This window comes from Micromonospora sp. WMMC264, from assembly GCF_027497275.1.
Classification (GTDB): domain Bacteria; phylum Actinomycetota; class Actinomycetes; order Mycobacteriales; family Micromonosporaceae; genus Micromonospora; species Micromonospora chalcea.
Map to the genome: position 1 here is coordinate 1,581,110 of NZ_CP114907.1, position 22,929 is coordinate 1,604,038.

Consider the following 22,929-nt stretch of genomic DNA (forward strand, 5'->3'; position numbering starts at 1 on the left):
GACTATGGCCGGTGGGCCCGCGAGGACGGGACCACCGGCCCGCGCTTGGCCCGCTGGATCTGCTCGTAGACGTGGGTCCGCAGTTCGGTGAACCGGGGCAGGGCCCGGGTGGTGAGCTGATCGCGTTCCGCCGGGAGGTCGATCACCAGGTCCTCCTGGACCCGGGTCGGTGAGTTCGACAGGACGAGCACGCGCTGGCCCAGGTAGACGGACTCGTCGATGTCGTGCGTCACGAAGACGGTGGAGATCCCCCGGGTCAGGTGCAGTTCGCGGACGAGGTCCTCCAGGTCCGCGCGGGTCTGCGCGTCCACCGCGGCGAACGGCTCGTCCATGATCAGCACGTCCGGCTGGTACGCGATGGCGCGGGCGATCGCCACCCGTTGCTGCATTCCGCCGGAGAGCTGCCACGGGTGGCTGCGCGCCGACTGCGGCAGCCCGACCGCGTCGAGGGCGTCGGCGACCAGCCGGGCGCGTTCGGCGCGGGAGAGCTTCTTGTGGCGGAGCGGAAGCTCCACGTTGCCGCGGACGGTCAGCCACGGGTAGAGGCTGCGGCCGTACTCCTGGAAGACCACGGCCATCGCCGGGCTCGGCCCGGTCACCGGCGAGCCCTCCATCTCGACCAGGCCGCTGGTGGGCCGCAGCAGTCCGGCGAGGCATTTCAGGAGCGTGGTCTTGCCGCAGCCGGAGGGACCGACGACGCACAGCAGCTCACCGGGATCCATGGTGAAGCTGAGATCCCCGATCGCCTCGACCTCGCCCCGGCCGGAGGCGTAGACCTTCCGCAGGTGCTCGACCCGCAACAGGGGGGTCCCGTCAGGCACGGGTGATCTCCTTCATTCCGTGGTACCAGCGCAGGACGCGGCGTTCGACGACACCGAAGGCCACGGCGAGGAAGACGCCGATGAGGCCGAGCAGGAGGATGCCGCTCCACATCTCGGCGATGAGGTAGTTCCGCTGGAAGTAGGCGATCCGGTAGCCGAGGCCCGCCGACGACGCGAACATCTCCGAGATGACCATGAGGATCAGGGCCACCGAGAGCGCCTGCCGTACGCCGGTCATGATGCGCGGACTCGCCGCCGGGAGGATCAGCAGCCACAGCCGGTCCCACCGCGAGATCCGGAACGAGCGGGCGGTCTCCAGCATCACGCTGTCGGTCGACCGGACGCCTTCGATCGTGTTCAGCAGGATCGGCCAGATCGCGCCGGAGGTGATGACGACGACCTTCATGGTGTCGGTGATGCCGAGCAGGAGCATCGCGACCGGGATCAGCACCGGCGGCGGAATCGCGCGGAAGAACTCCAGCAGCGGCTCGAGCATCTCGCGTAGCGGGCGGAGCCGGCCGATGACGACGCCGGCGGCGACGCCGAGCAGGATCGACGCGAACAGGCCGATCAGGAGCCGGTACACGCTCGGCAGGACGTCCTCGACGAACGCCGGGCCGATCCAGGTCTGCCGGAACGCGTCGAGGAGCGTGCCGGGGCCGACGAGGAACCGGCTCGTCGACCGGGTGGACCAGACCGCCCAGAGGCCCACGGCCAGGACCGGAAGGCCGACCGCGAACAGGAGGTTCTCGGCGACCCTGACGCCCAGGTCACGAGGGCGGGCCTTTGCCGCGCCGACGGCGGTCATCGGGCCGCCTCGTCCGCGAGCACCGACTGGTGCCAGGCCAGCGAGCGGCGTTCGACGAAGCGGAACACGACGTTCACCAGCAGGCCGAGCATCCCGGTGACCACGACGAGGCCGTACAGGCCGACGGCGTCACCGGCGGAGCGGGACAGCTCGATCATCCGACCGAGGCCGGGGTTGCCGATCACCATCTCGGCGGTGACGGCCAGGATGAGCGCGACCGCCGCGCCGAGGCGCAGGCCGGTCATCAGGTACGGCAGAGCGGTCGGCAGGATGAGGTAGCGCAGCCGCTCGGCGCGGGTGAGGCCGAAACTCCGCGCGGTGTCCCGGGCGACGCTGTCGACGTCGGCGACGCCGTAGATCACCTGCACGAACACCTGCCAGAACGCCGCGTAGACGATGATGACGAGAGCGGCGCGCATCTGCAGGCCGAACATCAGCACGGCCAGCGGGATCAGCGCGACCGACGGCACCGGTCGCAGGAACTCGACTGTCGTGTGGGTCGCGCGACGCAGGAACGGCACCATCCCGACCACGGTGCCCAGCGCGACCGCCGCGAGCGTCGCCACCGTCAGACCGATCGCCCACGACGTCATGGTGAGCCGGACCCGACGCCAGAACGCCAGGTCGCGGACCTCCTGGGCCAGCCGTCCGAACACGTCGGTGGGGTACGGCAGGTAGTCCGGGTCGACCAGCCCCAGCGCCGGGATCAGTTGCCAGACGACGAGGAACCCCAGCAGGCCGACGGCGCCCAGCAGGATCTTGCGCATCGGCCGGCTACTGCTGCTGCTGGATGAGGCGGTCGAAGTCGGGGCGCCGGTCGAGCACGCGGTACTTCTGGGCGAGCGTCGCCAGTTGCTCCAGGCCGGCCCGGTCGAGCTCCCACCCGAACGACGGGAGCCGCACGGAGTCCGCCACCGCCTCCGGCAGTTCGAGGTTGTCCTTGATGGCCTGGCGCAGATCCTTCTCGTTGGCCGGATCCTTGGCCCAGGCGAGCGTCTTCTTCATCGCCGCCGAGAAGTCCGCGACGAGCGTGGCGTCGGAGTCCTTCAGCTTGCTCGACGTGATCGTCGTCAGGGTGGTGAGTCCGGGGACGGTGGCCTGGTACGGAGCGACCACGAGGACGTCGCCGCGCTTGCGCATCTGGGTGATGAACGGCTCGGTCACCCAGGCTGCGTCGATGTTGCCGGCGGCGAGCTGGGCGGGCGCGTCCGGGAAGGCCACCTCGACGAACTTGACCTTGGTGGGGTCGCCGCCGTCCTTCTCGACCGCCGCCATGATCGTGACGTCGCCGGCGGCGCCCAGGCTGTTCACCGACACCTTGCGCCCGGCGAGCTGGGACGGCCGGGTGATGCCGGATTTCGCCGACGCCAGCACGGCGTTGATGTCGTCACCGTCGGCGTAGGACGACGCGTAGTTGCCGATGATCACCACGCCGAGGTTCTGCAGGTCGGCCCGGAACGGGCCGAACGGCTGACCGATGGCGAAGTCGATGTCGCCGTTGATCAGGGCCGGGATGGCCTGGGCCCCGCCCTGTGCGGGCACCACTTCCACGTCGAGCCCCTGCTCCCGGAAGATGCCCGCCTTGATGCCGCCCCACAGCGCGGCGGTCTCGCTGATGGGCAGCGCCGCCACGCGGACCTTGCGCAGCTCGCCGCTCGACCCGGGGGACGGATCGGTGGCGTCGGAGTCGGTGCAGCCGGTCAGGGCGATCGCGACGCTGGCGAGAACAGCCAGGGCGGTGACCTTCTTCATGGACGAGCCCTTCCGTGCGAAGCGCTGGTGCATCCGGAGGAGTGGGGCCGGCGAACAGAGATGAACCATCCGACCGCGTCGATCAGCGTCGTGCAGAGTTGATTGATTGTCAAGAATTCTGATAAGGCCACTCGCATTGCGCCCGAAGTGGTCAGACCTCGATGACAATGCGTCTTGACGAACGACGATTTTGTGACCAAACTGTGCGGTGGCGGAGGGGGCGACGACTTGGCGATCGTGATCGTGGGCGCTGGTATCGGTGGCCTCACCACCGCGCTCAGCCTGCACCGGGCCGGCTTCCGTGACATCGCCGTCTATGAGCGCGCCGACGCGCTGCGCCCACTCGGCGTCGGGATCAATCTGCTTCCGCACGCCGTCCGAGAGCTGACCGAATTGGGCCTCGGAGAACGCGTGGAAAGGCTGGGCGCCGCACCCGGCACACTGGCTTACTACAACCGGCACGGTCAGCAGATCTGGAGCGAGCCGCGCGGACTGGACGCCGGATATCGCTGGCCGCAGCTTTCCGTGCACCGCGGCCGGTTCCAGATGGAACTGCTCGCCGTGGTGCGGGAACGGCTGGGCGCCGACGTGGTGCGCACCGGGCACCGGCTCGTCGGCGTCCACGACGGCGTCGCACGCTTCGCCGCGGCAGCGGGAGAGGTGAGCGTCGCGGCCGACCTGATCGTCGGCGCGGACGGCATCCACTCCGCGCTGCGCCGGCAACATCAGCCCGACGAAGGGCCGCCGATCTGGAACGGGCTGACACTGTGGCGGGGGACGGCCCGGGCACCCGGATTCCTGGACGGGCGAACCATGATCATGGCGGGGGACGCGGAGCAGAAGTTCGTCGCGTACCCGATCGGTCCCGGCGTGATCAACGTCGTGGCCGAGCGGCGCGGCCCCGGCTTCGCCGGGCCCAACGCGGACTGGAACCGGACCGTCGACCCCGCGCCCGTCGTCGCGCTCTTCGCGGACTGGCGTTTCCCGTGGCTCGACGTGCCGGAACTGCTGGCCGCCGCCGACGAGATCCTCGAATACCCCATGGTGGACCGCGACCCCATCGACACGTGGACCCACGGGAACACGACACTGCTCGGAGACGCGGCACACCCGATGTACCCGAACGGCTCCAACGGGGCGTCGCAGGCGATCCTGGACGCGCGTACCCTCGCCTTCCACCTCGCCACCGCGACGACGGTCCCGGCGGCGCTGGACGCCTACGAGGCGGACCGGCGGCCGGCGACCACCGCGCTCGTGCTGAGCAACCGGCGGCAGGGCCCGGAGCAGGTGATGGTGCTCGCCCGCGAGCGCGCGCCGGACGGGTTCGCGCACATCCACGACGTCATCCCGCCGGAGGAGCTCACCGAGATCGCCACCGGCTACAAGAAGGCGGCCGGCTTCCTGCCCGCCGATCTCAACGAACGCGCCTCCCTGACGCCGACGGTCTTCTCCGGTGTCCTGCCGTGACCGGCCCCGAATCGGCCGAACTGGACGCGGCACGCCTGGCCTCGGTCATCTCACCGCTGCGCCGCACGCTGCTCGCCGCCGCCCGGGCCGCCGAGCACCTGCCGGAGATCCCGGACGCGCAGATCGAGATTGTGCGGGCACTGCCCCGCGGCACCGTGTCCGGCCCCGGTGAGCTGGCCGAACGACTCCGCCTGAGCCGCTCGACGGTCAGCAACCTGCTCACCACGATGGAGGGCAACGGCCTGGTCGAGCGCCGCCCCCGTCCCGGCAACCACCGCCACGTCGACGTCCTGGCCACCCCGAAGGCCCTCGACCTGTTCGACCGCTTCGACCTCGCGAGCGGAGACCTGGTCGCCCGCGCCGCGGCCACCCTGTCGGCGGCGGACCGCGCGGCCCTCGCCGCCGCGGTGCCCGCGCTGGAGCGCCTGCGCGACGCGCTCGCGGACACCAAGGACACCCCATGAGTACGCGTCGACCCGCGGTCAGCGCCCCGGCGGTGCCCGGACTGGAGGCCGCGTTCGACGTGGAGGTGCGGCTCGGCGCGCTGGAGGACCACGGGGTGACCCGCGCGGGCCACCGGCGCGTGGTGCCGGTCGTCGGCGGCCGGGTCACCGGCCTGTTCGACGCCGACATCCTGCCCGGCGGCGCCGACTGGCAGCTGGTCCGCCCCGACGGCGCGATCGAGATCGACACGCGCTACTCGGCGCGCACCGCCGACGGCGGCCACGTCTACCTCCGGACGTTCGGCGTCCGCAGCGGCCGCCCGGAGGTCCTCGCGGCGTTGTTGCGCGGCGACGCGGTCGACCCCGCCGAGTACTACTTCCGCCTGGGCGTACGACTGGAGACGTCGGTGCCCGCGCTGGCCGCGCTGGAGCAGTCGATCTTCGTGGCGTCGGCGATCCGCGAGGCCGACCGGGTGCGCTACACCGCCTACCGCGTCACCTAGGTGGTCCCGGGCGGCGGGTTGTGCGCGATCGCCCTCCCCGTGCCCGGCCCTTGTGCTATCCCATCTACTATGCGCCTGTAGTAGATGCTCGAGCCTGCGGAGGGGGTGGGATGGGACGCACTCACCCCCTGCTGCGGCTGGCGTTGTTCGTCGCCGTGGCGTTCGGGGTGTTCGGCATGCACACCTTCGGCCATCCGGCCGGACCCGACGCCGCCCACGCGAGCGCCGCACACGGGAGCACCGGCCACGGCGTCGGTGCCGCCCACGAGATCGCCGCCGCGCCCGGCGTCGCACACGAACCGGACGGCTCGCCCGGGCATCGCGACGGGGCGCACGCGTTCACCGTGTGCCTGGCGGTGCTGGGTGGCGCCCTGGTCCTCGGCGTCCTGGCCCTGTTGCGCCGACGCCACCGGGGCGCCGGCACACCGACTGGCCCCTGGTCCCGGATGAACCGCCCGGACCGGGGCCCACCCCGCCCGACCATCGGGCTGCGACTGCGAGCCGTAACGGTCCTGCGGACGTGAGGAGAGCACGGTCCGGCGTCTCGCCCGGACCCGACGACTCCGTTCCGGAACACCTCACGACAAGGACCACGTACTGATGAAACCGACCATCCTGCGCCGCGCCGCCCTCGCGGGCGTCGCCCTGTCCGCCCTGCTCGGCACCGCCGCCTGCGGCGGCGCGGACGACACCGGCGGCATGACGCACGGCACCGGCAGCAGTTCCGCAGCGGGCGCCTCGCCCTCGGCCGACGCCACCGTCAACGACGCGGACGTGATGTTCGCCCAGATGATGATCCCGCACCACCAGCAGGCGGTGACGATGGCCGACCTGGCCCCGACGCGCGCGAACGACCCCGAACTGAAGGCCCTGGCTGCCAAGATCAAGGCGGCGCAGGATCCGGAGATCGCCACCATGAAGGGGTGGCTCACGGCCTGGGGCAAGCCCACGGACCTGCCCAGCGACCACAGCATGCCCGGCATGAGCGCCACGCCCGGGCACGGCATGCCGGGGATGGACTCGGGGATGCCCGGCATGATGTCCGAGCAGCAGATGAAGGACCTCGCCGCGGCGAATGGCGCTGCCTTCGACAAGATGTTCGCCGAGATGATGATCGCCCACCACAAGGGTGCCATCGACATGGCCAGGACCGAACAGGCCGACGGGAGCAACCCCGAGGCCAAGGCGCTGGCCGCCAGGATCGCCTCGGATCAGGCCGCCGAGGTGCAGACCCTGCAGAAGATCCTCGACCGCCTGTAGGCGACCGGGTGCGGCCGGCCCTGGCGTCGGGACCGGCCGCACCGCCACGACACCTGACGTACCCTGACCGGCACGAAGGGAGAGCGCGTGGCGGAACTGGGCCGACTCGAATCGGCAGTGATGGACGTCCTGTGGCGTGCGCCCGAGCCCGTGCTCGTGCGCGACGTCCTCGACGCGGTGACCACCGACCGGGTCCTGGCGTACACGACGGTTCTGACCGTGCTGGACAACCTGCACCGCAAGGGCTGGGCCGTACGGGAGAAGGACGGCAAGGCCTACCGCTACCGTGCCGCCGGTACCCGCGAGGAGATCATCGCGCGGACACTGCGCCGGGTCGTCGAGACGAGCACCCACCCCGACCTGGTGCTCCTGCACTTCGCCCGATCCGCCTCCGACCGCGAGCTGCACATCCTGCGGCAGGTCCTGGACGAGCGGGAGTCCGGGAAGTGAGCCTCGCGCTCGCCCTCGTCACCGGCGCGGCGATGGTCGCCTGGTGTGGCCCCGCCGCGTTGCGGCTGTGCTTCCGGCACGTCGCCGACCCCGTCGCGATGCTGCTCGGCTGGCTCGGCCTGATCGTCGCGGTGTTCGCCACCTTCGTCCTCGCCACCGTGATGCTCCTCGCGCCGGGCAGCACCCGGCAGTGGGCGCTGCACGATCTCGCCCGCATCTGCTGGCACTGGGCGCAACCCAGCCGGCCGCCCGCCGTCGACGAGATCGTCGGGGCGACCGGCGCGCTGCTCCTGCTGGCCCTGCTCGCCCGGTTCACGGCGACCTGCACCCGCCGGGCGCTGCGCGCCCGCCGTGCCCGCCGCGCCCACGCCGACCTGCTCACGCTCGCCGGCGACCCGCCGGAGCGCGGCGAGGCGGCGGTGCTGTGGATCCCTCACCCGACCCCGATGGCCTACAGCCTCGGCGGATCCGGCGGGCTGACGGTGCTGGCCAGCGCCGCCGGTGACCTGCCGGCCGAGCAGCTCGCCGCGGTGCTCAGCCATGAGCGGGCACACCTGCGGGAGCGTCACCACCTCCTGGTGGCCGCCGTGGATGGGCTCGCCGCCGCCGTACCGTGGCTGCCCCTGACCCGCCAGGCGCCCGCGGCCGTGCGCCTGCTCGTCGAACTGCGCGCCGACGCCGCCGCCGTCCGCGAGTGCGGCCCGACCGCCGTCCGCGACGCGCTGCTGACCTTCGCCGGCGCGCCGCACCCGCCGTCCGCGCTGTCGATGGCCGGTGCCGATGTGGCCATCCGGCTGCAGCGCCTCCAGGGGCGCCGCCCGCACCGCCGTAACCTGCTCGCCCGTGCCGTGCTCGCCTCGACCACCCTGGCGGCCCCGCTGGGCGCCGGTGTGGTCACCGGCATCCTGTTCTGCCTGTAGACCCCGGGACCACCCGGGCGTCGCGGCCTACGTGCCGGTGTTGACCAGGATCGCGGTGGCCAGCAGGACAGCCACCATCAACACCGCCTCCGCCAGCACCGTGCGGCGCAGGCGACGCATCCCGTCCGGGGTGGGGTCGTCCAGCCGGGGCACCACCCGCCTGCTGTTGTAGAGCCCGACGACGGCCACGACCGCCACCAACGCGACCTTGACCAGGAGCACCCGTCCCCAACCGGTGCTCACCAGGTGACCGGGCCGGTCCAGGATCGCCACTGTCAGTGCGACGCCTGCGACACCCGTCAACGCCACGGCGGCGCTGGCCGGAACGGAGAATCGCACCGCCATCTCGGCGGCGCCCGTCGGCACACCGAGACGCGCACGCCCGAACAGCAACGCCGCCAGGAGCAGAACCCCGCCGACCCACACCGCCGCGGCGAACGTGTGCGCGACGTCCGCCGCCACGACGATCATCCGCGGTCCCGCGGTGACGGTGTGCCCGTCGAACAGGAACGAACCGAGCAGCAGCGCCACTGTGACACCGAGGAGCACCGGCCGGACCGCTCGCGCGCGTATCCGCTGCGCCTCGCCGCCGCTCACGTCACCGGCGGGCGGCACGACCAGGGGACGAGGGGCGGTCGGGATCGCGGCGACCGTCGCCACGGCGTGCCGCCCGACCGCGTGCCGGCCCCGGATCAGCGCCGCCTCCAGGGAACCGGCCACGAGTAACCCGGCCGCACCGGCGAACCGCAGGCCCAGCCCGGCGGCCACCGGCGTACGGCCGAGCGCGGTCAGCGCCGGTACGCTGACCGCCGAGGTGAGACCGCCCCCGCCGAACACGGCCGCCAGGGCCGCCAGTTCGAGCACCACACCGGCCGCCACAGTCAGCCCGGCGACGCGTACCCAGACCTGGACCAGCCGGATGTCGCTGCGCGTACCCACCAGTGTGGTCAGCGCGAAGACCAGACCACCCACACCGAGCAGGATCGCCCCGTAGGACAGCCACCGCCCCGCCGTGCCGACGAACCGCACCGAACCCTGGTCGGCGTCAGCCGTGTGACCCACCGCGTGCCCAGCGGAATGGGCCGGTGGGGACGCCGACGGAACGGCCGGTCCACCGTGACCGGTGTGCCCGTGCGAACCGGCCGTGGGCCGGGGGGTGGCCGTCGCGCCCGGTGGCGCGTCGGCCGGGACCACGGTGAACGTGACATCGCCGGTCAGGGGATGGGCGTCCGGGGCGGCCACGCTCCAGCGCAGCGTGAACTCCCCGTCGGTCAACGCGGCGGAGGGGTGGACCAGCCAGGTACGGCCCCCGTCGGGGGTGTGAGTGGTCACCGGAACGGCCGCACCCTCGCGGGAGAGCCGGAAGCCGGCCGCGGTGGGCGTGCCGGGGGCGCTGAACGTCAGCCGGATCTCCGCGACCGCGGCGTCCACGCGCGTGCCGTCCGCCGGTACGACCTTGAGCAGCTTGAAGTGCGCGGCGGCGGGCGACGCGAACCCGAGCACCACGAACACGGCGGGACAGCACGCCAGCCACACCAGCAGCACCCACCGTGCCGCGCCGCGCGCCGGTGACCGATGACGCCCCGGGAAAGGCACCGCTGATCCCTTCGTCGAGGAGGCGTGGAGCCGGCGCCCATCGCTCCGACCTGATGCGGTCGCCATCCTAAGGGAACTACTAGCAGTTGGTAGTAGAGAGCTGGCCTGGTCAACGGAGCAGTGCGTCTTCGTGGCGTCGGCGATCCGCGAGGCCGACCGGGTGCGCTACACCGCCTACCGCGTCACCTAGATGGTTTGCGTTCCGGGCCTCAGGCCTGCACTCCCGCGTAGATCCACGGCACGATCAGCGCGTACCCGAGCAGGAGCGCGCCGACGGTGACGACCGGTGAAGGTCATGTGGGTGTCGGGTAGGCCAGGGCGCGCTTGTCCGGCTTGCCGCTCGCCGCCACCGGAACCCGCTCGATGGCCTGGATCGTCTTCGGTGCCGACGAGTCGCCCAGCGACTCCGTCACCACAGCACGCAGCCGCCCGGCATCGATGTCGTGACCGGCGGCCGGCACCACGTACGCGTGCACCGCCTCCCCGGTGACGTCGTCGGGACGGCCGACGACGTACGCCTCGGCGACCGTGGGATCGGCGGCGAGGACCCGCTCGATCGGGCCGGCGTACACCAGGTTGGCGTGCACGATGATGACGTCCCGGATCCGGCCGAGCAGGTGCAGGTAGCCGTCGCCGTCCAGCCGGGCCAGGTCGCGGGTGCGCACCCAGCCGTCGACGAACACGTCGGCGGTCTCGTCCGGGTCGTCCCAGTAGGCGGTGGCCTGCGCCGGTGTCCGCACGAACAGTTCCCCCTCGGTGGCGGGCCGGCCGTCGGCGTCCCGGATGGACAGCGCGGTCACCGCCGGTGGGCGGCCGACCGAGGCGAGCGCGGCCGGGGACGCCAGCATCTCGGCCGGCGTCACCATCGTGATCATCCCGGTCTCGGTCTGGCCGTAGCCGTGGAAGACGACGGGGCCGAGCACGTCGAGCGCCTCGGACAGCCGGCCCGGTGGGAGTGGGGAGCCGGACACCAGCAGGGCCCGCAGGCTGCTCAGGTCGACCGGATCGGCGCGCTGGTCGCGCACGAGCTGGTACAGCTTGCCCACGGTGATGACGCTGGCGGTCGCCCGGTGCCGGGCGATCATGCCGGGGAAGCCCGGGGGCCGGGCCGCGACGAGGGTGCCGCCCGCGGCCAGGGTGAGGATGCCGTACTCCAGCATCACCTGGCTGCTCAGCGAGCCGAAGACCAGGTAACGCTGGAGCCGGGTGGCGAGGTCGGCGATCGCCGGGGGCCACCGGTCCGGGTACGGCGCCCAGGCGGCGCTCATCGCCGCGTACGTCTGCGCGCAGCCCTTCGGGCTGCCGGTGCTGCCGCTGGTCCAGACGATCCGGGCGACGTCGTCCGGGCGACCGGCGGCGATCAGCGGCCTTCCGTCGTCGGGGGTGCCCGCCAACTCGGCGACCCGGGCGTCGTCGACCAGCAGCGTGTTCTCGCCGAGTTGCCAGGCGCGGTGGGCCGGTGTCAGGTCGGGGCGGATTCCGGATACCCGGGCGCCGACCGCGAACGCCGCGATGATCGCCGCGAACGCCTCCGCGGTGACGCCGAGCCGCAGGGCCACCCCGACGCCGGGGCCGGCCCCCGCGGCCCGGAGCCCGGCGGCGATGCGCCGGACCAGCCGGTACATCTGGGCCGTGGTGACCCTCCGGTCGCCGTCCTCGAAGACCGGCCGGTCGTCACCGGTGGCGAGCAGGTCCAGCACGGGCTGCGGCCAGACCTCAGCCGGCATCGGAGAGCACGCCCTTGACGAAGAGCACGAGCGGCTGGTGGTGCACGTCCGGCAGATTCCAGTGGTTCTCGAGGTTCTCCGCGAGGTGGTGCGTCGCGACGACCCGGCCGCCGCGATGGACCCGGACGACCGGGTGCAGGTAGCTGGCGTCGTGCGCGTGCGCGGCGTCGTTCTCGGCGATCCGGGGCACCGTGACGTCGAACGGGTCGACCTGGTCGTGGTCCGGCCCGTACTCCAGGGTGACCACGAACGCGAACGGCTCCGGGCCCAGGCCGCCGTCGTGCACGTACGCGACGGGCACCTCCTCGTGGTAGCGCGCGGTGTCGCCGTCGACGACGACGACGTCGCCGAGGACCGCGAACTGTTGCCACAGCGCCGAGGTGCGGTTGATCCGGGCGATGACCGCGTCGGCGATCGCCTCCGGGGTGGGTTCCAGCGGCGTGGCCGGCCACGGGGTGTCGTGGTGGCGGGCGCCGAGGATGCGGTGCAGGGCCCGCACGCCGTACCGGAAGCCGTGGATGAACCCGTTCGTCGAGCGCTTGAAGTCGCGCTGCTGGGTGAGGGTGCCGGCGAAGTAGAGGCCGGGCACGTTCACCGACTCGTACGCCGGGGTCTGCTCGGGGAAGCGGTCGTTGATGACCAGCCGCGGCCGGGCGGACGGGTCGAAGATGCTCGCGTCGAACCGGAATCCGGTGCAGAGGATGACCCGGTCGTAGTCGATCTGCCGGATCGCCTCGACCGTGCGGGCGTACCGGAAGTCGATCCGGTAGCCGCCGTCGTCGCGCCGGGCGATCCGCTCGACGACGCCGTCGAGGACCGCGTTCTGCGACTTGAGCTGGTACGTGTCGAGGAAGTTGTTGTTCACCGCTCGCAGGTGCCCGACGTAGTGCGACTGCCACGCCAGCTTGATCGAGTGCGGGCCGGCGACGTGGATGACAGCGGCCGTCTCGACCAGGGCGTCAGCGGTCTCGAAGGCCGAGTTGCCCTTGCCGATGATGAGGACGCGCTGGTTCGTGAAGTCGTCCGGGTCGACGCTGACCGTGTCGTACCGCTCGGCGAGCGCGGCGCCCTCGATCGGCGGGACGTACAGCTGGGACACGCCGGTGGCGACGACCACCCGGCGGGCGGTGAGGGTGTCGTCGCCGGTGTCGACGGTGAACAGGTCGCCGTCGCGCGCGATCCGGGTGACCCGGGTGTCGTACCTGACCCGGAGGCCGCGTGCGAAGTCGGCGAGGTAGCGCACCAGGTCGGCCGCGTCCGGGAAGTACCGGCGGCTGTAGTTCTTGAACAGCAGCGCCGGATCGTCGGTGAGCAGCGAGTTCCAGTCCGCGCGCAGGTTGAACTCCGGATCGTCGGACCCGGTCCAGACCTTGTTGATCGAGATGAGTTGCCGGTGCCGGGGGTAGGTGGTGAAGAACGTGCCCGGCGCCGGGCCGGCCTCCAGGACCAGGTAGTCGCGGCCGTCGCGCTCCAGCAGGTGAGCGAGCTGCAACCCGGCCGGTCCGGCTCCGATGATCAGATAGTCGACCGTCATGCGCCGCAACGTAGCGACTCGATCTCAGAGCGTTCTGAGAATTCGTCTCTAGGGTGCGATCGCATGACGACAGAGGTGGACCTCGATGTCCCACTGCGGATCGCCGACCTCCGTGCCGCCCGTGACCCGGTCAAGGTCGTGGTCGGAGCACAGGCCAGGGAGCGCGTCACGGCCGCCCGTACCTACCTGTCCGCGGTGCTCGGCGACGACCGCGCGGTGTACGGCGCGACCACCGGCTTCGGCGCTCTCGTCGGGTACGCGGGCCGCGCCGACCTGCGCGACCAGGCCGACAACACGCTCGCCCACCTCGGCGCGGGGCAGGGCCCGGAACTCGACCCGGAGGTGGTCCGCGCGACTCTGCTGCTGCGGGCCGCGTCGCTGGCCCGGGGCGCGTCGGGGGTCTCGCCGCACGTCATCGACGCGCTCGCGGCGATGCTCGCGACCACGTTCGTCCCCGCGGTGCCCCGGCTGGGTTCGGTCGGCGCCAGCGGTGACCTGATCCCGCTGGGCGCCGCCGCCCAGGCGTTACGGGGCCGTGGGCACGCCTACCTGGACGGGGTACGGCTACCGGCGGCCGAGGCGCTGCAGCGGGCCGGCCTGGAACCGCTGCCGCTGGACGGGCGGGACGCGCTCGCCCTGGTCAACGGCACGTCGCTGACCACCGCGGCGACGGCGCTGGCGCTGGACGCGGCCCGCTGCGCGCACCGGGCGGTCCAGGTGCTCACCTGCCTGCTCGCCGATCTGCTGGGCAGCGACACGCAGTTCCTCGACGCCCGGCTGCTGGCCGCGTACGGCCATCCGGGCGCGGTCGACGTGGGCGCGCGGATGCGGGGGGTCGGCGCCGGGATCGTCGCGTCCGGGGCGCGCCCGTTGCAGGAGCCGTACAGCATCAGGTGCGCGCCGCAACTGCTCGGCGCGGCCGAGGACGCGCTGCGCTACGTCGACGCCGTCGTCGGGGCCGACCTCGCGAGCGTGACCGACAACCCGCTGTTCTTTCCCGACGAGGACCTCGTCGTGCACGGCGGCAACTTCTTCGGGCAGCCGGCCGCGTTCGCCGCCGACGTGCTGTCGATGGTCGTGGCGCAGGTCGGCAACCTCGCCGAACGGCAACTGGATCTGCTCGTCGACCCGAACCGCAACGGCGGCCTGCCGCCGATGCTGGCCGCCGGCCCGGGACAGCAGCACGGGCTCCAGGGCGTGCAACTGGCGGCGACCGCCCTGATCACCGAGATCCGCCGGGACACCATGCCCGCGAGCATGCAGAGCGTGCCGACCAACCTGCACAACCAGGACGTCGTCCCGCTCGGCACCCAGGCCGCGCTGCGGGCGCTGGACCAGACCCGGCTGCTGCACCTGATCGTCGGATCGCTCGCGGTGGGACTGCGCCAGGCGGCGTACGTCGGCGCGCGTGCGCCGACCGCGCCCGGCTGTGCCGAGGCGCTGGCCGCGGTGGCCGCTGTCGTACCGCCGATCGACCCGGACCGGCCGCTGGACGCCGACGTGCGGCGCGCCGCCGATGTGATCGCCGATTTCTCCGTTTCCTTCTCCTGAGGTGGACGCACATGACGCTTGACTACCTGATCGTCGGAGCCGGACCGGCCGGCCTGCAGCTCGCGGCCCTGCTGGAGGCCGACGGCAAGCGCGACTATCTGGTCCTGGAACAGGCGGGGATACCGGGGGCGTTCTTCGCCACCTTCCCCCGCCACCGGCAACTGATCTCCATCAACAAGCCGCACACCGGCTCCGACGACCCGGAGCTGAACCTGCGGCTGGACTGGAACTCGCTGCTCAGCGACGACCCGGCGCTGCGGTTCACCGGCTACACCGAGCGGTACTTCCCCGACGCCGACGTGATGGTCCGCTACCTGGCCGACTTCGCCGCGAAGACGGGGGCGCGTGTCCGGTACGGCTGCCGCGTGACGTCGGTCGGCAAGGTCGACGGGGTGTTCGAGGTCCGGGCGGGGGAGGAGGTGTTCCGGGCGCGACGGCTCGTCGTCGCCACCGGCGTCTCGCAGCCGTACCGGCCGGAGATCCCGGGCCTGGAACTCGCCGAGCAGTACGCGGAGATGTCCGTCGACCCGCGCGACTACCTGGACCAGAAGGTGCTGATCATCGGCAAGGGGAACTCCGCGTTCGAGACCGCGGACAACCTGATGGAGACCACCACGCTGATCCACGTGGCCGGGCCGAGTTCGATCCGGATGGCCTGGCGCACGCACTACGTGGGACACCTGCGCGCGGTGAACAACAACTTCCTGGACACCTACCAGCTGAAGTCGGCGAACGCGATCCTCGACGGCGACGTCAAGCGGATCGAACGCGACGGCGACGGCTTCACTGTGACCTTCTCGTTCTCCCGCGCCGACGAGGTGGTCAAGGAGCTGCGGTACGACCGGGTGCTCGCCTGCACCGGGTTCGCCTTCGACGCGTCCATCTTCGACGACACCTGCCGTCCGCAACTCGCCATCCGGGACCGCTTCCCGGCGCAGACCGCGGAGTGGGAGTCGGTGAACGTGCCCGGCCTCTACTTCGCCGGCACGATCAGCCAGGAGCGGGACTTCAAACGCTCGACGAGCGGCTTCATCCACGGTTTCCGGTACGCCGTCCGGGCGCTGCACCGGATCCTGGAACGGCGGTACGGGGACACGCCGTGGCCGGCGGAGAAGCTGGACGCCACCGGGGAGCTGATCGCCGACGCCGTCGTCGCGCGGGTCAACCGCACCTCCGCGCTGTGGCAGCAGTTCGGTTTCCTCGCCGACGTGGTCACCGTCGCCGGGTCCGACGCGCGCTACCACGAGGAGGTGCCCGTCGAGTACTTCACCGGCACCGGCCTGCGTACCCCCGACCACGACTACGAGCACGCCTTCGTGGTCACCCTGGAGTACGGTCCCGAGCACGACCAGGTGGACCCGTTCGACGTCACCGTCAACCGGGTCGCCCAGGACGTCGCCGGCCAGGCCCACGACGCCGCCTACCTGCATCCGGTCGTCCGCCATCACCGGGCGGGCCGGGTCGTCGCCACCCACCACCTGGCGGAGAACCTGGAGAACCGGTGGGACCGGCCGGAGACCCATGTCGCGCCGCTCGTCGCGTTCGTCGACAGCTGCCTGAGCAGTGCCGAGAGCTGAGATGCGCCCGCTCGACGCGGCGCTGGACGGTCCGGCGCTGAACCTGGCCGAGCTGGCCGCCGACGCGCGGGGCCGCCTGGACCCGGTGCACTGGGACTTCTTCTCCGGCGGAGCCGGCGAGGAACGTACGGTGCGCGCCAACGAGGCGGCCTTCGCCCGGCGCTACCTGGTGCCCCGCGTCCTGCGCGGCGCCGCCCGGCGCGACCTGCGGGTCTCCCTGTTCGGCAGCCGGATCTCGATGCCGGTGCTGATCGCGCCGACCGCGTTCCACCGGCTGGCCCACCCCGAGGGCGAGGTGGCCACCGCCCGCGCCGCCACCGAGGCGGGCACGATCATGGTGGTCAGCATGGCGGCCACCCGCCCGGTCGAGGAGATCGCCGCCGCCGGCGGGCCGCTCTGGTTCCAGCTGTACCCGCAGCCGGACCTCGACTTCACCGCATCGGTGGTACGGCGGGCGGAGGCGGCCGGGTGCAGCGCTCTGGTCGTCACCGTCGACTCGCCCGTGTTCGGCCGGCGCGAACGCGACCTGCGGCACGGCTTCGTCGACCTGCCGGCCGGGCTGAGCTGCGAGAACATGCGCGACGCGACCGGCCGGGTGCGGGACATCGAGATGGACGCCGGGCTGGACTGGGCCCGGATCGCCCGGCTGCGCGAGATCACCGCGCTGCCGATCCTGCTGAAGGGGGTGCTGCATCCGGCGGACGCGGCGCTGGCCGTCTCGTACGGTCTCGACGGTCTGCTGGTCTCCAACCACGGGGGCCGGCAGCTCGACGGCGCGCTGGCCACCCTGGACGCGCTGCCCGCGGTGGTCGAGGCCGTCGGCGGGCGGCTGCCGGTGCTGCTCGACGGCGGTGTCCGCCGGGGCGCCGACGTCCTGGTGGCGCTGGCGCTCGGCGCGAGCGCGGTGCTGGTCGGCCGTCCGGTGCTGTGGGGGCTCGCGGTGGGCGGCGCCGCCGGGGTACGCCACGTGCTCGACCTGCTCCACGCCGACCTCGACCGGACGCTGACGCTGGCCGGCGTCACCGGGCCGGCCGACCTGCGCGACGACCTGGTCGCCACGGTGGCGTGCGGATGAGCGCCCTGATCGTCCTGCTGGTCCTGGCCGGGATCGGGTGGACCGTGCCGTACTGGCTGCCCCGCACCGTGGTCCGGCTGCGGGAGTGGGTGTTCGTCAGAGTCAACGGTGTCGAAGGCGTTCCGGTGCCGGGCCCCGTCGTCGGCATGGAGCACTTCGAGCGGGTGTACGCCGATCCGGCGGCGGACGGACGCAGCCGCGGGGCCGGGCTGTCGGACCTGTTCTGGTACTGGCTGGCGCCCGGACCGCACATGCACCAGGAACATCTGGAGCCGGGGGAGCGCTACCGCACCGTCGCCGCCACGACCCGGCGGGTGGTCGCGGTACGCCGCGAGCGCTGCGACGCTCTCGCCACCGCCGCCACCCGGCGGGTGCTCGACCTGTTGCCGGCCGACCGGACCAGCCACGTCCGGCTGCGCGACCTGATGATGCCGGTCTGGGCCGAGGTCTACTACGAGCTCGTCTTCGGCGAGGCGTGCCCGCCGCACGCGCGGGCGCTGATCGTCGCCAACGCCGACGACGTGGTCAGCGGGCTGAAGTGCACCGGACTGCGGCACATGCGGCGGCGCGAGCGGCTGACCGGGTATCTGCGCGACCGGATCGAGGCGGGCACCTGCCCGGTGACGCTGCCGCCGCCGTTCACCGCCCAGGAGACGGCCTGGTATCTCCAGGGCGCGTTCTTCAACACCGCCGTGGTGCAGATGTCCGAGGCGATGGCGCACGTGCTGCTCGCCCTCGCCACGCACCCCGACGTGCAGCGCGGACTCGACGGTGACGACGCGCTGGACCGGGTGATCGACGAGACGCTGCGGGTGCACCCGCTCTTCGGCGTCGCGCACCGGATCACCTCGGCGCCGATCACGCTGCCCACCGGCGTGTCGCTGCCGGCCGGAACGGTGCTGCTCTTCAACTACCTGGCGTTCCACCGCGGTGGGGCCGCCGGTGACGACCGGTTCGACCCGGACCGGTGGCTGACGCTCAAGCGCGGCGACGCGCACTTCATCCCGTACGGGGTCACCGCGAACCGCGCCTGCCCGGCCCGCGGCGTCGCGCCGGTGATGATGCGCGCCGCGACCCGCGAGGTGCTGCGCCGCTACGTGCTGACCTCCTCCGTCTCACACACCCGGTCGCTGCCCAGCCGGGGCCCGGCGTATCTGACACCGGTCGGGAGCCCCCCGCCGGGGCGGCTGCGGCTGGCCGCGATGCGGTCGCGGGACCGGTGGGCCGACGTGGGCCGCAGTATCCGGCAACTGGTGTTCGGCACCTGGATGGTGGTCGACGCCCGCCGGCAGCGGTTGTGCACCGACTACTTCGAGAGGGCTGTCCGATGACACCAACGGAGCTGGCGCCACGGTTCTTCATCGCGGTCACGGTGATCCTGATCTTCTGCAAAGGGGTCGCGTGGCTGCTCGGCAAGGCGGGCCAGCCCGCCGTGGTCAGCGAGATGCTCGCCGGCGTACTGCTCGGCCCGTCGCTGCTCGGGCTCCTCCTGCCGGACGTGCAGAACGCCCTGTTCCCGGCCCCCCTGCTCCCGGTCCTCTACATCGTGGGTCAGGTCGGCCTGGTGCTGTTCATGTTCCAGGCCGGGTACGCGTTCAGCAGCCATCGGGTCACCGGGCTCGCCGGCACCGCCGGCGTGATCTCGCTGGCCGGGGTCACCGCGCCGCTGCTACTGGGGGCGCTGCTGGTGCTGGTGACGGCGGGCGTTGTGCCGATCCAGGCCGACGGGACGTCACTCGGGGTCTCGGCCGCGTTCGTCGGCGTCGCCCTGGCCATCACCGCGTTCCCGATGCTGGCCCGGATCATCACCGAGAAAGGGCACGCCGGCACCCGGCACGGCACGCTCGCCCTGGCCAGCGGCGCGATCGACGACGTGGTCGCCTGGATCATGCTGGCCGCCGTGCTGGCGGTCGCGTCCGGCCGGGCCGGTCCGGCGATCGTCACCGCGGGCGGAGCGGTCCTGTTCGGGCTGGTGCTCTGGTTCGGCGGGCGTACGGCCGCCGCCACGCTGATGACCCACCGGGCCCTCAACGACCGCGCCCGGCTGCTCGGCACCGTCGCCCTGCTGTTCCTGGTCGCCTGGTACACCGACGAGATCGGGCTGTACGCGGTCTTCGGCGCGTTCGCGGTCGGCGTGGTGATGCCGCGCACCGACAACACCGACAAGGTGGTGGACACGCTCACACCGGTCGCCGCGACGCTCTTCCTGCCGTTGTTCTTCACCTACTCGGGCCTGCGTACGGAGTTCGGCCTGCTCGCCTCGCCGCCGGTGCTGTTGTTCGCGCTGGCCTGCGTGACGGCGGCGATCGCCGGCAAGTTCGGCGCCTGCTGGGCGGCGGCCCGGCTGCGGGGTGAGCCGTCGAGCGTCGCGATGCGGGTCGGCGCGCTGATGAACGCCCGTGGCCTGATGCAGCTCATCGCGCTGAACGTCGGGCTGGAGGCGGGCATCGTGAGCCCCGCCCTGTTCACCGTGCTGGTGCTGGTCGCGCTTGTCACCACGCTGATGACGACGCCGGCGCTGAGCTGGATCGAGCGCCGGGAGGCGCGGCAGCCCGACGGCGTACGGACGCCCGCGCTGGCGGTTTCAGATAGTTGAAGAGGCAAGTACTGACGCTTCCATCGTCAACCATCTATGAGATCGTTAACATATGCGGGGCGGAACATCGAACCGGCTGTTGCTGGTCGAGGACGACGCGGATCTGACCGAGATGCTCACCGAGACGCTCGGCCACGAAGGCTACCTGGTCGACCAGGCCTTCGACGGCCAGCGCGGGCTGCATCTCGGGCTGACCCGCCCGTACGACGTGATGGTCATCGACCGGATGCTGCCGGCGCTCGACGGCCTCGACCTGGTCACCCGCCTGCGCGCCCGGGCGGTCCCGGCCCGGACCCTGATGCTCACCGCCCTCGGCACCGTCGACGACCGGATCGCCGGGCTGGACGCGGGTGCCGACGACTACCTGGTCAAACCGTTCGACCTCGACGAACTGAGCGCCCGGGTCCGGGCGCTGTGCCGGCGCCGGCCCGAGCCGACCGACGTGCTGCGCATCGGCGCCGGGCGACTCGACCTGGGACCGCGCGAGGCGGTGCTGCCCGACGGCACCCGGGTGGCGCTGTCCACCCGCGAGTTCGAGCTGCTGCGGGTGCTGGCGGCCCGGCCGAACGCCGTCCATCCGCGAGCCGTGCTGCGCCGTAAGGTCTTCGAGGAGGCTGCCGGCGCGTCGATAGTGGACACGTACGTCTACTACCTGCGGCGCAAGCTCGGCCGCGCGGTGGTACGCACCGTGCACGGTCTCGGCTACCGCCTCGGGACCCTCTGATGGAGGCGGTCGAGAAGGCGATCGTCAGACGGGCCCGGCTACGGATCGGCCTGCTCGTCGGCCTCACCATCGGCGGCCTGCTCCTGCTGGCCGGCGGCATCTCCTACGCGGTCCTGGTCCGCGGCCAGGAGGCGCAGATCCAGCGTGAGCTGGCGTGGGGCACGGAACACGGGACGATCGCCGGGCCGCCCGCATGCAGTTGGATCTTCCGGTACGACGGCGCCACCGTGCTCACCGGCGCGAACCCGCCGCCACCGGGCTTCCCGTTGCACGACACGCTGGCCACCGTGGCGGCGAACCGGACCACCGAGATCACCACCGTCGCGCGTAACGGCACCACGTACCACGTACGCACCGAGGCGCGCGGCGACACCGTCGTCCAGGCGGTGTTCGACGCCCGCTTCCAGCTCTCCGACCGCCGGCACCTCCTGCTCGCGTTCAGTCTCGCGGCGGCGGCCGGGCTGCTCGCCGCCGTGCTCACCGGTGTGCTCGTCGGCCGCCGTGCCGTCGCGCCGCTCGCGGAGGCGCTGACCCGGCAGCGCCGCTTCGTCGCGGACGCCAGCCACGAGCTGAGGACGCCGATCGCCCAGGTGCACACCCGGGCCCAGCTGATCGCGCGCCGGGCACGCAACGACGGCGCCGCCACGAACCTGGACGACCTGGAACGGCTGATCGGCACCACGCGCCGGCTCGGCGAGATCGTCGACGACCTGCTGCTCTCCGCCCGGCTCGCCGCCGCGCCCGCCGACCGGGAGCCGGACCCGCCGGTCGACCTCACCGCGCTGATCGGTACGACAGTCGCCGCCGAGGGTGACCGGGCAGCCGAGCGCCAGGTCACGCTCGTCCTGGACGTCCCGGGTGACCCGCTGCCGGTGCCGGGTGTCGAGTCGGCCCTGCGCCGGGTCGTCGGCGAACTGCTGGCGAACGCGCTCGCCCACACCCCCGCGGGAGGCCGGATCACCGTGACGCTGCGGGCGGTGGACAACGCCGCGGAGTTCGTGATCGCCGACACCGGCAAGGGCTTCGACCAGGCGGACGCCCGGCGGATCTTCGACCGGTTCCACCGTGGCGCGGGCGCCGGGGACCGCCGCTTCGGCCTGGGACTGGCGCTGCTTCAGGAGGTCGTCACGAGCCACCACGGCACAATCGAGGCGGAGGGTCATCCGGGCCGGGGAGCCCGCTTCACGGTGCGCCTTCCCACGGCGGGATCGTCGGCTACCACGGGTCGGGCCGCGCGGATCAGGAACCTTCGGATGTGGCAGCTCGGCGCCGGTACGTGATCGCCGGACGGGACGGATTGCCACACCGGGACGCCGCGTGGTCGCTCCGAGCGCACTGGCCGCCAGTGCGCTCGGAGCGACGGATGAGATCGCCGGTGCGAACCCGGGCATCCCCCGGCCCGCGGTGCCGGGTCAGATGCCGAGCGACCTCCGAGTGGCCCGCACCGTGTCGGACAGTTCCTCGTAGCAGTCGAATCCCCGCTCGATGCAGTCCATGTCGACCCCGCATTCGCGCTGCCGCGCCCGCAGCAGTGACTCGTCCGCCACATACACCGGAAAGGTCAGGAAATCGACGTCGGGAACCCGTTCCCGGAGCACGGCTACCTCGTCCTGCCCGTCTTCCCTGACCTGGAGCCAGCCGTTGAGGTCATCGTGGACGACCGCGCCGGCGGCGATCCCCTTCGTCCAGCCGGTGAAGAGCGCGGCGAGGCTGGTGGCGGCACGAGCCGAACCCCAGACGTCGGGGGTGAACTCGTAACGCCAGATCTCGCCCTCGTACTCGCCGGCGAGCACGAACGTGTAGACCAGATGCTCGAAGTTGAACAAGCGCACCTGGTGCCGCCACGGGAACGGCGTGCCGATCGAGATGGCCAGGGTGTCGAGTTCCTCGCCCCCGTCGGCCGGCCACGGCATGATCCAGCCGCCGTTGGGAAGCAGCCGCCGGGGCGGCCAGTTCTGTGACTGGAACCAGGTCAGCTGCTCCGCGACGTGGTCCACGCCGAAGATGCGGTAGACCGAGCCGGGCGGCTGCCCGGCGGGCGCCTCGGCGTGCTCGGGCCAGTCGAGGCCGGCCGCGGTCGCCGCCGCACGGTACTCCGCGACGGCGTCACGCAGTACGCGCATGT

At 72.3% G+C, this 22,929-nt stretch carries 22 protein-coding genes; 14 read left to right on the top strand and 8 right to left on the bottom strand.

All coding sequences use genetic code 11. The annotated features are described in order from the left end of the window. Positions 1–2 precede the first annotated feature (2 nt). Genes O7542_RS06515 through O7542_RS06530 form a run of 4 tightly spaced genes read right to left on the bottom strand, consistent with a single transcriptional unit; the run spans position 3 to position 3,381 of the window. The gene (locus tag O7542_RS06515) at positions 3–821 is read right to left on the bottom strand and encodes an ABC transporter ATP-binding protein (RefSeq protein ID WP_043322950.1); all 819 of its coding nucleotides are present in this window, start codon (positions 819–821) and stop codon (positions 3–5) included. After that, positions 814–1,629 carry an ABC transporter permease gene (locus tag O7542_RS06520; RefSeq protein ID WP_064445478.1) on the bottom strand — a complete coding sequence of 272 codons (816 nt, stop codon included), beginning with the start codon at positions 1,627–1,629 and terminating at the stop codon, positions 814–816. The genes O7542_RS06515 and O7542_RS06520 overlap by 8 nt, the downstream gene beginning before the upstream one ends. After that, a complete protein-coding gene (locus O7542_RS06525) occupies positions 1,626–2,396 on the bottom strand; it encodes an ABC transporter permease (RefSeq protein ID WP_043322952.1) in 771 nt (256 codons plus the stop codon). The genes O7542_RS06520 and O7542_RS06525 overlap by 4 nt, the downstream gene beginning before the upstream one ends. A 7-nt stretch (positions 2,397–2,403) precedes the next feature. Beyond that, positions 2,404–3,381, bottom strand: a complete 978-nt coding sequence (locus O7542_RS06530) for an ABC transporter substrate-binding protein (protein ID WP_113973117.1) — start codon at positions 3,379–3,381, stop codon at positions 2,404–2,406. 237 nt (positions 3,382–3,618) lie between these two features. Between O7542_RS06530 and O7542_RS06535 the strand changes: the two genes are divergently transcribed. From O7542_RS06535 to O7542_RS06565, 7 genes are all read left to right on the top strand, one after another. Beyond that, entirely contained in the window at positions 3,619–4,848 is a 1,230-nt protein-coding gene (locus O7542_RS06535) for a flavin-dependent oxidoreductase (RefSeq protein ID WP_244205984.1), read from the top strand. Further along, positions 4,845–5,312: a MarR family transcriptional regulator gene (locus O7542_RS06540; protein ID WP_198033248.1), complete on the top strand. Its 468-nt coding sequence runs from the start codon at positions 4,845–4,847 to the stop codon at positions 5,310–5,312. The genes O7542_RS06535 and O7542_RS06540 overlap by 4 nt, the downstream gene beginning before the upstream one ends. Continuing rightward, complete coding sequence (locus O7542_RS06545) at positions 5,309–5,794, top strand: DUF3237 domain-containing protein (RefSeq protein ID WP_281605870.1); 486 nt, start codon at positions 5,309–5,311, stop codon at positions 5,792–5,794. The genes O7542_RS06540 and O7542_RS06545 overlap by 4 nt, the downstream gene beginning before the upstream one ends. Positions 5,795–5,904: 110 nt before the next feature. Continuing rightward, positions 5,905–6,318, top strand: coding sequence for a DUF6153 family protein (locus O7542_RS06550; RefSeq protein WP_064445481.1), 414 nt, complete (start codon positions 5,905–5,907; stop codon positions 6,316–6,318). A 76-nt stretch (positions 6,319–6,394) separates the two neighbouring features. Further along, positions 6,395–7,054, top strand: a complete 660-nt coding sequence (locus O7542_RS06555) for a DUF305 domain-containing protein (protein WP_064445482.1) — start codon at positions 6,395–6,397, stop codon at positions 7,052–7,054. Between the two features lie 87 nt (positions 7,055–7,141). Further along, complete coding sequence (locus tag O7542_RS06560) at positions 7,142–7,504, top strand: BlaI/MecI/CopY family transcriptional regulator (RefSeq protein ID WP_082930889.1); 363 nt, start codon at positions 7,142–7,144, stop codon at positions 7,502–7,504. Further along, on the top strand, positions 7,501–8,424 hold the full coding sequence (locus O7542_RS06565; RefSeq protein WP_069088325.1) for a M56 family metallopeptidase: 924 nt from the start codon (positions 7,501–7,503) through the stop codon (positions 8,422–8,424). The genes O7542_RS06560 and O7542_RS06565 overlap by 4 nt, the downstream gene beginning before the upstream one ends. A gap of 27 nt (positions 8,425–8,451) precedes the next feature. On the opposite strand, the gene O7542_RS06570 is transcribed toward O7542_RS06565, so the two are convergent. The 3 genes from O7542_RS06570 to O7542_RS06580 form a co-directional block, all read right to left on the bottom strand. Beyond that, positions 8,452–10,020 carry a CopD family protein gene (locus O7542_RS06570; RefSeq protein WP_069088326.1) on the bottom strand — a complete coding sequence of 523 codons (1,569 nt, stop codon included), beginning with the start codon at positions 10,018–10,020 and terminating at the stop codon, positions 8,452–8,454. A gap of 293 nt (positions 10,021–10,313) precedes the next feature. Then, positions 10,314–11,747 carry a fatty acid--CoA ligase family protein gene (locus O7542_RS06575; protein ID WP_281605871.1) on the bottom strand — a complete coding sequence of 478 codons (1,434 nt, stop codon included), beginning with the start codon at positions 11,745–11,747 and terminating at the stop codon, positions 10,314–10,316. Continuing rightward, complete coding sequence (locus O7542_RS06580) at positions 11,737–13,281, bottom strand: NAD(P)-binding domain-containing protein (RefSeq protein WP_043322960.1); 1,545 nt, start codon at positions 13,279–13,281, stop codon at positions 11,737–11,739. The genes O7542_RS06575 and O7542_RS06580 overlap by 11 nt, the downstream gene beginning before the upstream one ends. Before the next feature lie 63 nt (positions 13,282–13,344). Between O7542_RS06580 and O7542_RS06585 the strand changes: the two genes are divergently transcribed. From O7542_RS06585 to O7542_RS06615, 7 genes are read left to right on the top strand one after another with little or no spacing between them, the layout of a single operon-like run. Beyond that, positions 13,345–14,832: an aromatic amino acid ammonia-lyase gene (locus tag O7542_RS06585; RefSeq protein WP_281605872.1), complete on the top strand. Its 1,488-nt coding sequence runs from the start codon at positions 13,345–13,347 to the stop codon at positions 14,830–14,832. Positions 14,833–14,843: 11 nt separating this feature from the next. Beyond that, a complete protein-coding gene (locus tag O7542_RS06590; RefSeq protein ID WP_043322965.1) occupies positions 14,844–16,409 on the top strand; it encodes an NAD(P)-binding domain-containing protein in 1,566 nt (521 codons plus the stop codon). A 1-nt stretch (position 16,410) separates the two neighbouring features. Continuing rightward, positions 16,411–17,484 carry an alpha-hydroxy acid oxidase gene (locus O7542_RS06595; protein WP_064445489.1) on the top strand — a complete coding sequence of 358 codons (1,074 nt, stop codon included), beginning with the start codon at positions 16,411–16,413 and terminating at the stop codon, positions 17,482–17,484. Further along, positions 17,481–18,815 (top strand): cytochrome P450, encoded by a 1,335-nt coding sequence (locus O7542_RS06600; protein WP_210882257.1) that lies wholly within the window; start codon positions 17,481–17,483, stop codon positions 18,813–18,815. Before O7542_RS06595 ends, O7542_RS06600 begins: the two co-directional genes overlap by 4 nt. After that, complete coding sequence (locus O7542_RS06605; protein ID WP_064445490.1) at positions 18,812–20,080, top strand: cation:proton antiporter; 1,269 nt, start codon at positions 18,812–18,814, stop codon at positions 20,078–20,080. Before O7542_RS06600 ends, O7542_RS06605 begins: the two co-directional genes overlap by 4 nt. Positions 20,081–20,132: 52 nt before the next feature. After that, positions 20,133–20,804: a response regulator transcription factor gene (locus O7542_RS06610; protein ID WP_104112254.1), complete on the top strand. Its 672-nt coding sequence runs from the start codon at positions 20,133–20,135 to the stop codon at positions 20,802–20,804. After that, entirely contained in the window at positions 20,804–22,084 is a 1,281-nt protein-coding gene (locus tag O7542_RS06615; RefSeq protein WP_247660479.1) for a HAMP domain-containing sensor histidine kinase, read from the top strand. Before O7542_RS06610 ends, O7542_RS06615 begins: the two co-directional genes overlap by 1 nt. A 132-nt stretch (positions 22,085–22,216) precedes the next feature. Here the strand turns inward: O7542_RS06615 and O7542_RS06620 are convergent, their stop codons facing one another. Then, positions 22,217–22,927 (bottom strand): hypothetical protein, encoded by a 711-nt coding sequence (locus O7542_RS06620; protein ID WP_233607837.1) that lies wholly within the window; start codon positions 22,925–22,927, stop codon positions 22,217–22,219. Positions 22,928–22,929 lie beyond the last annotated feature (2 nt).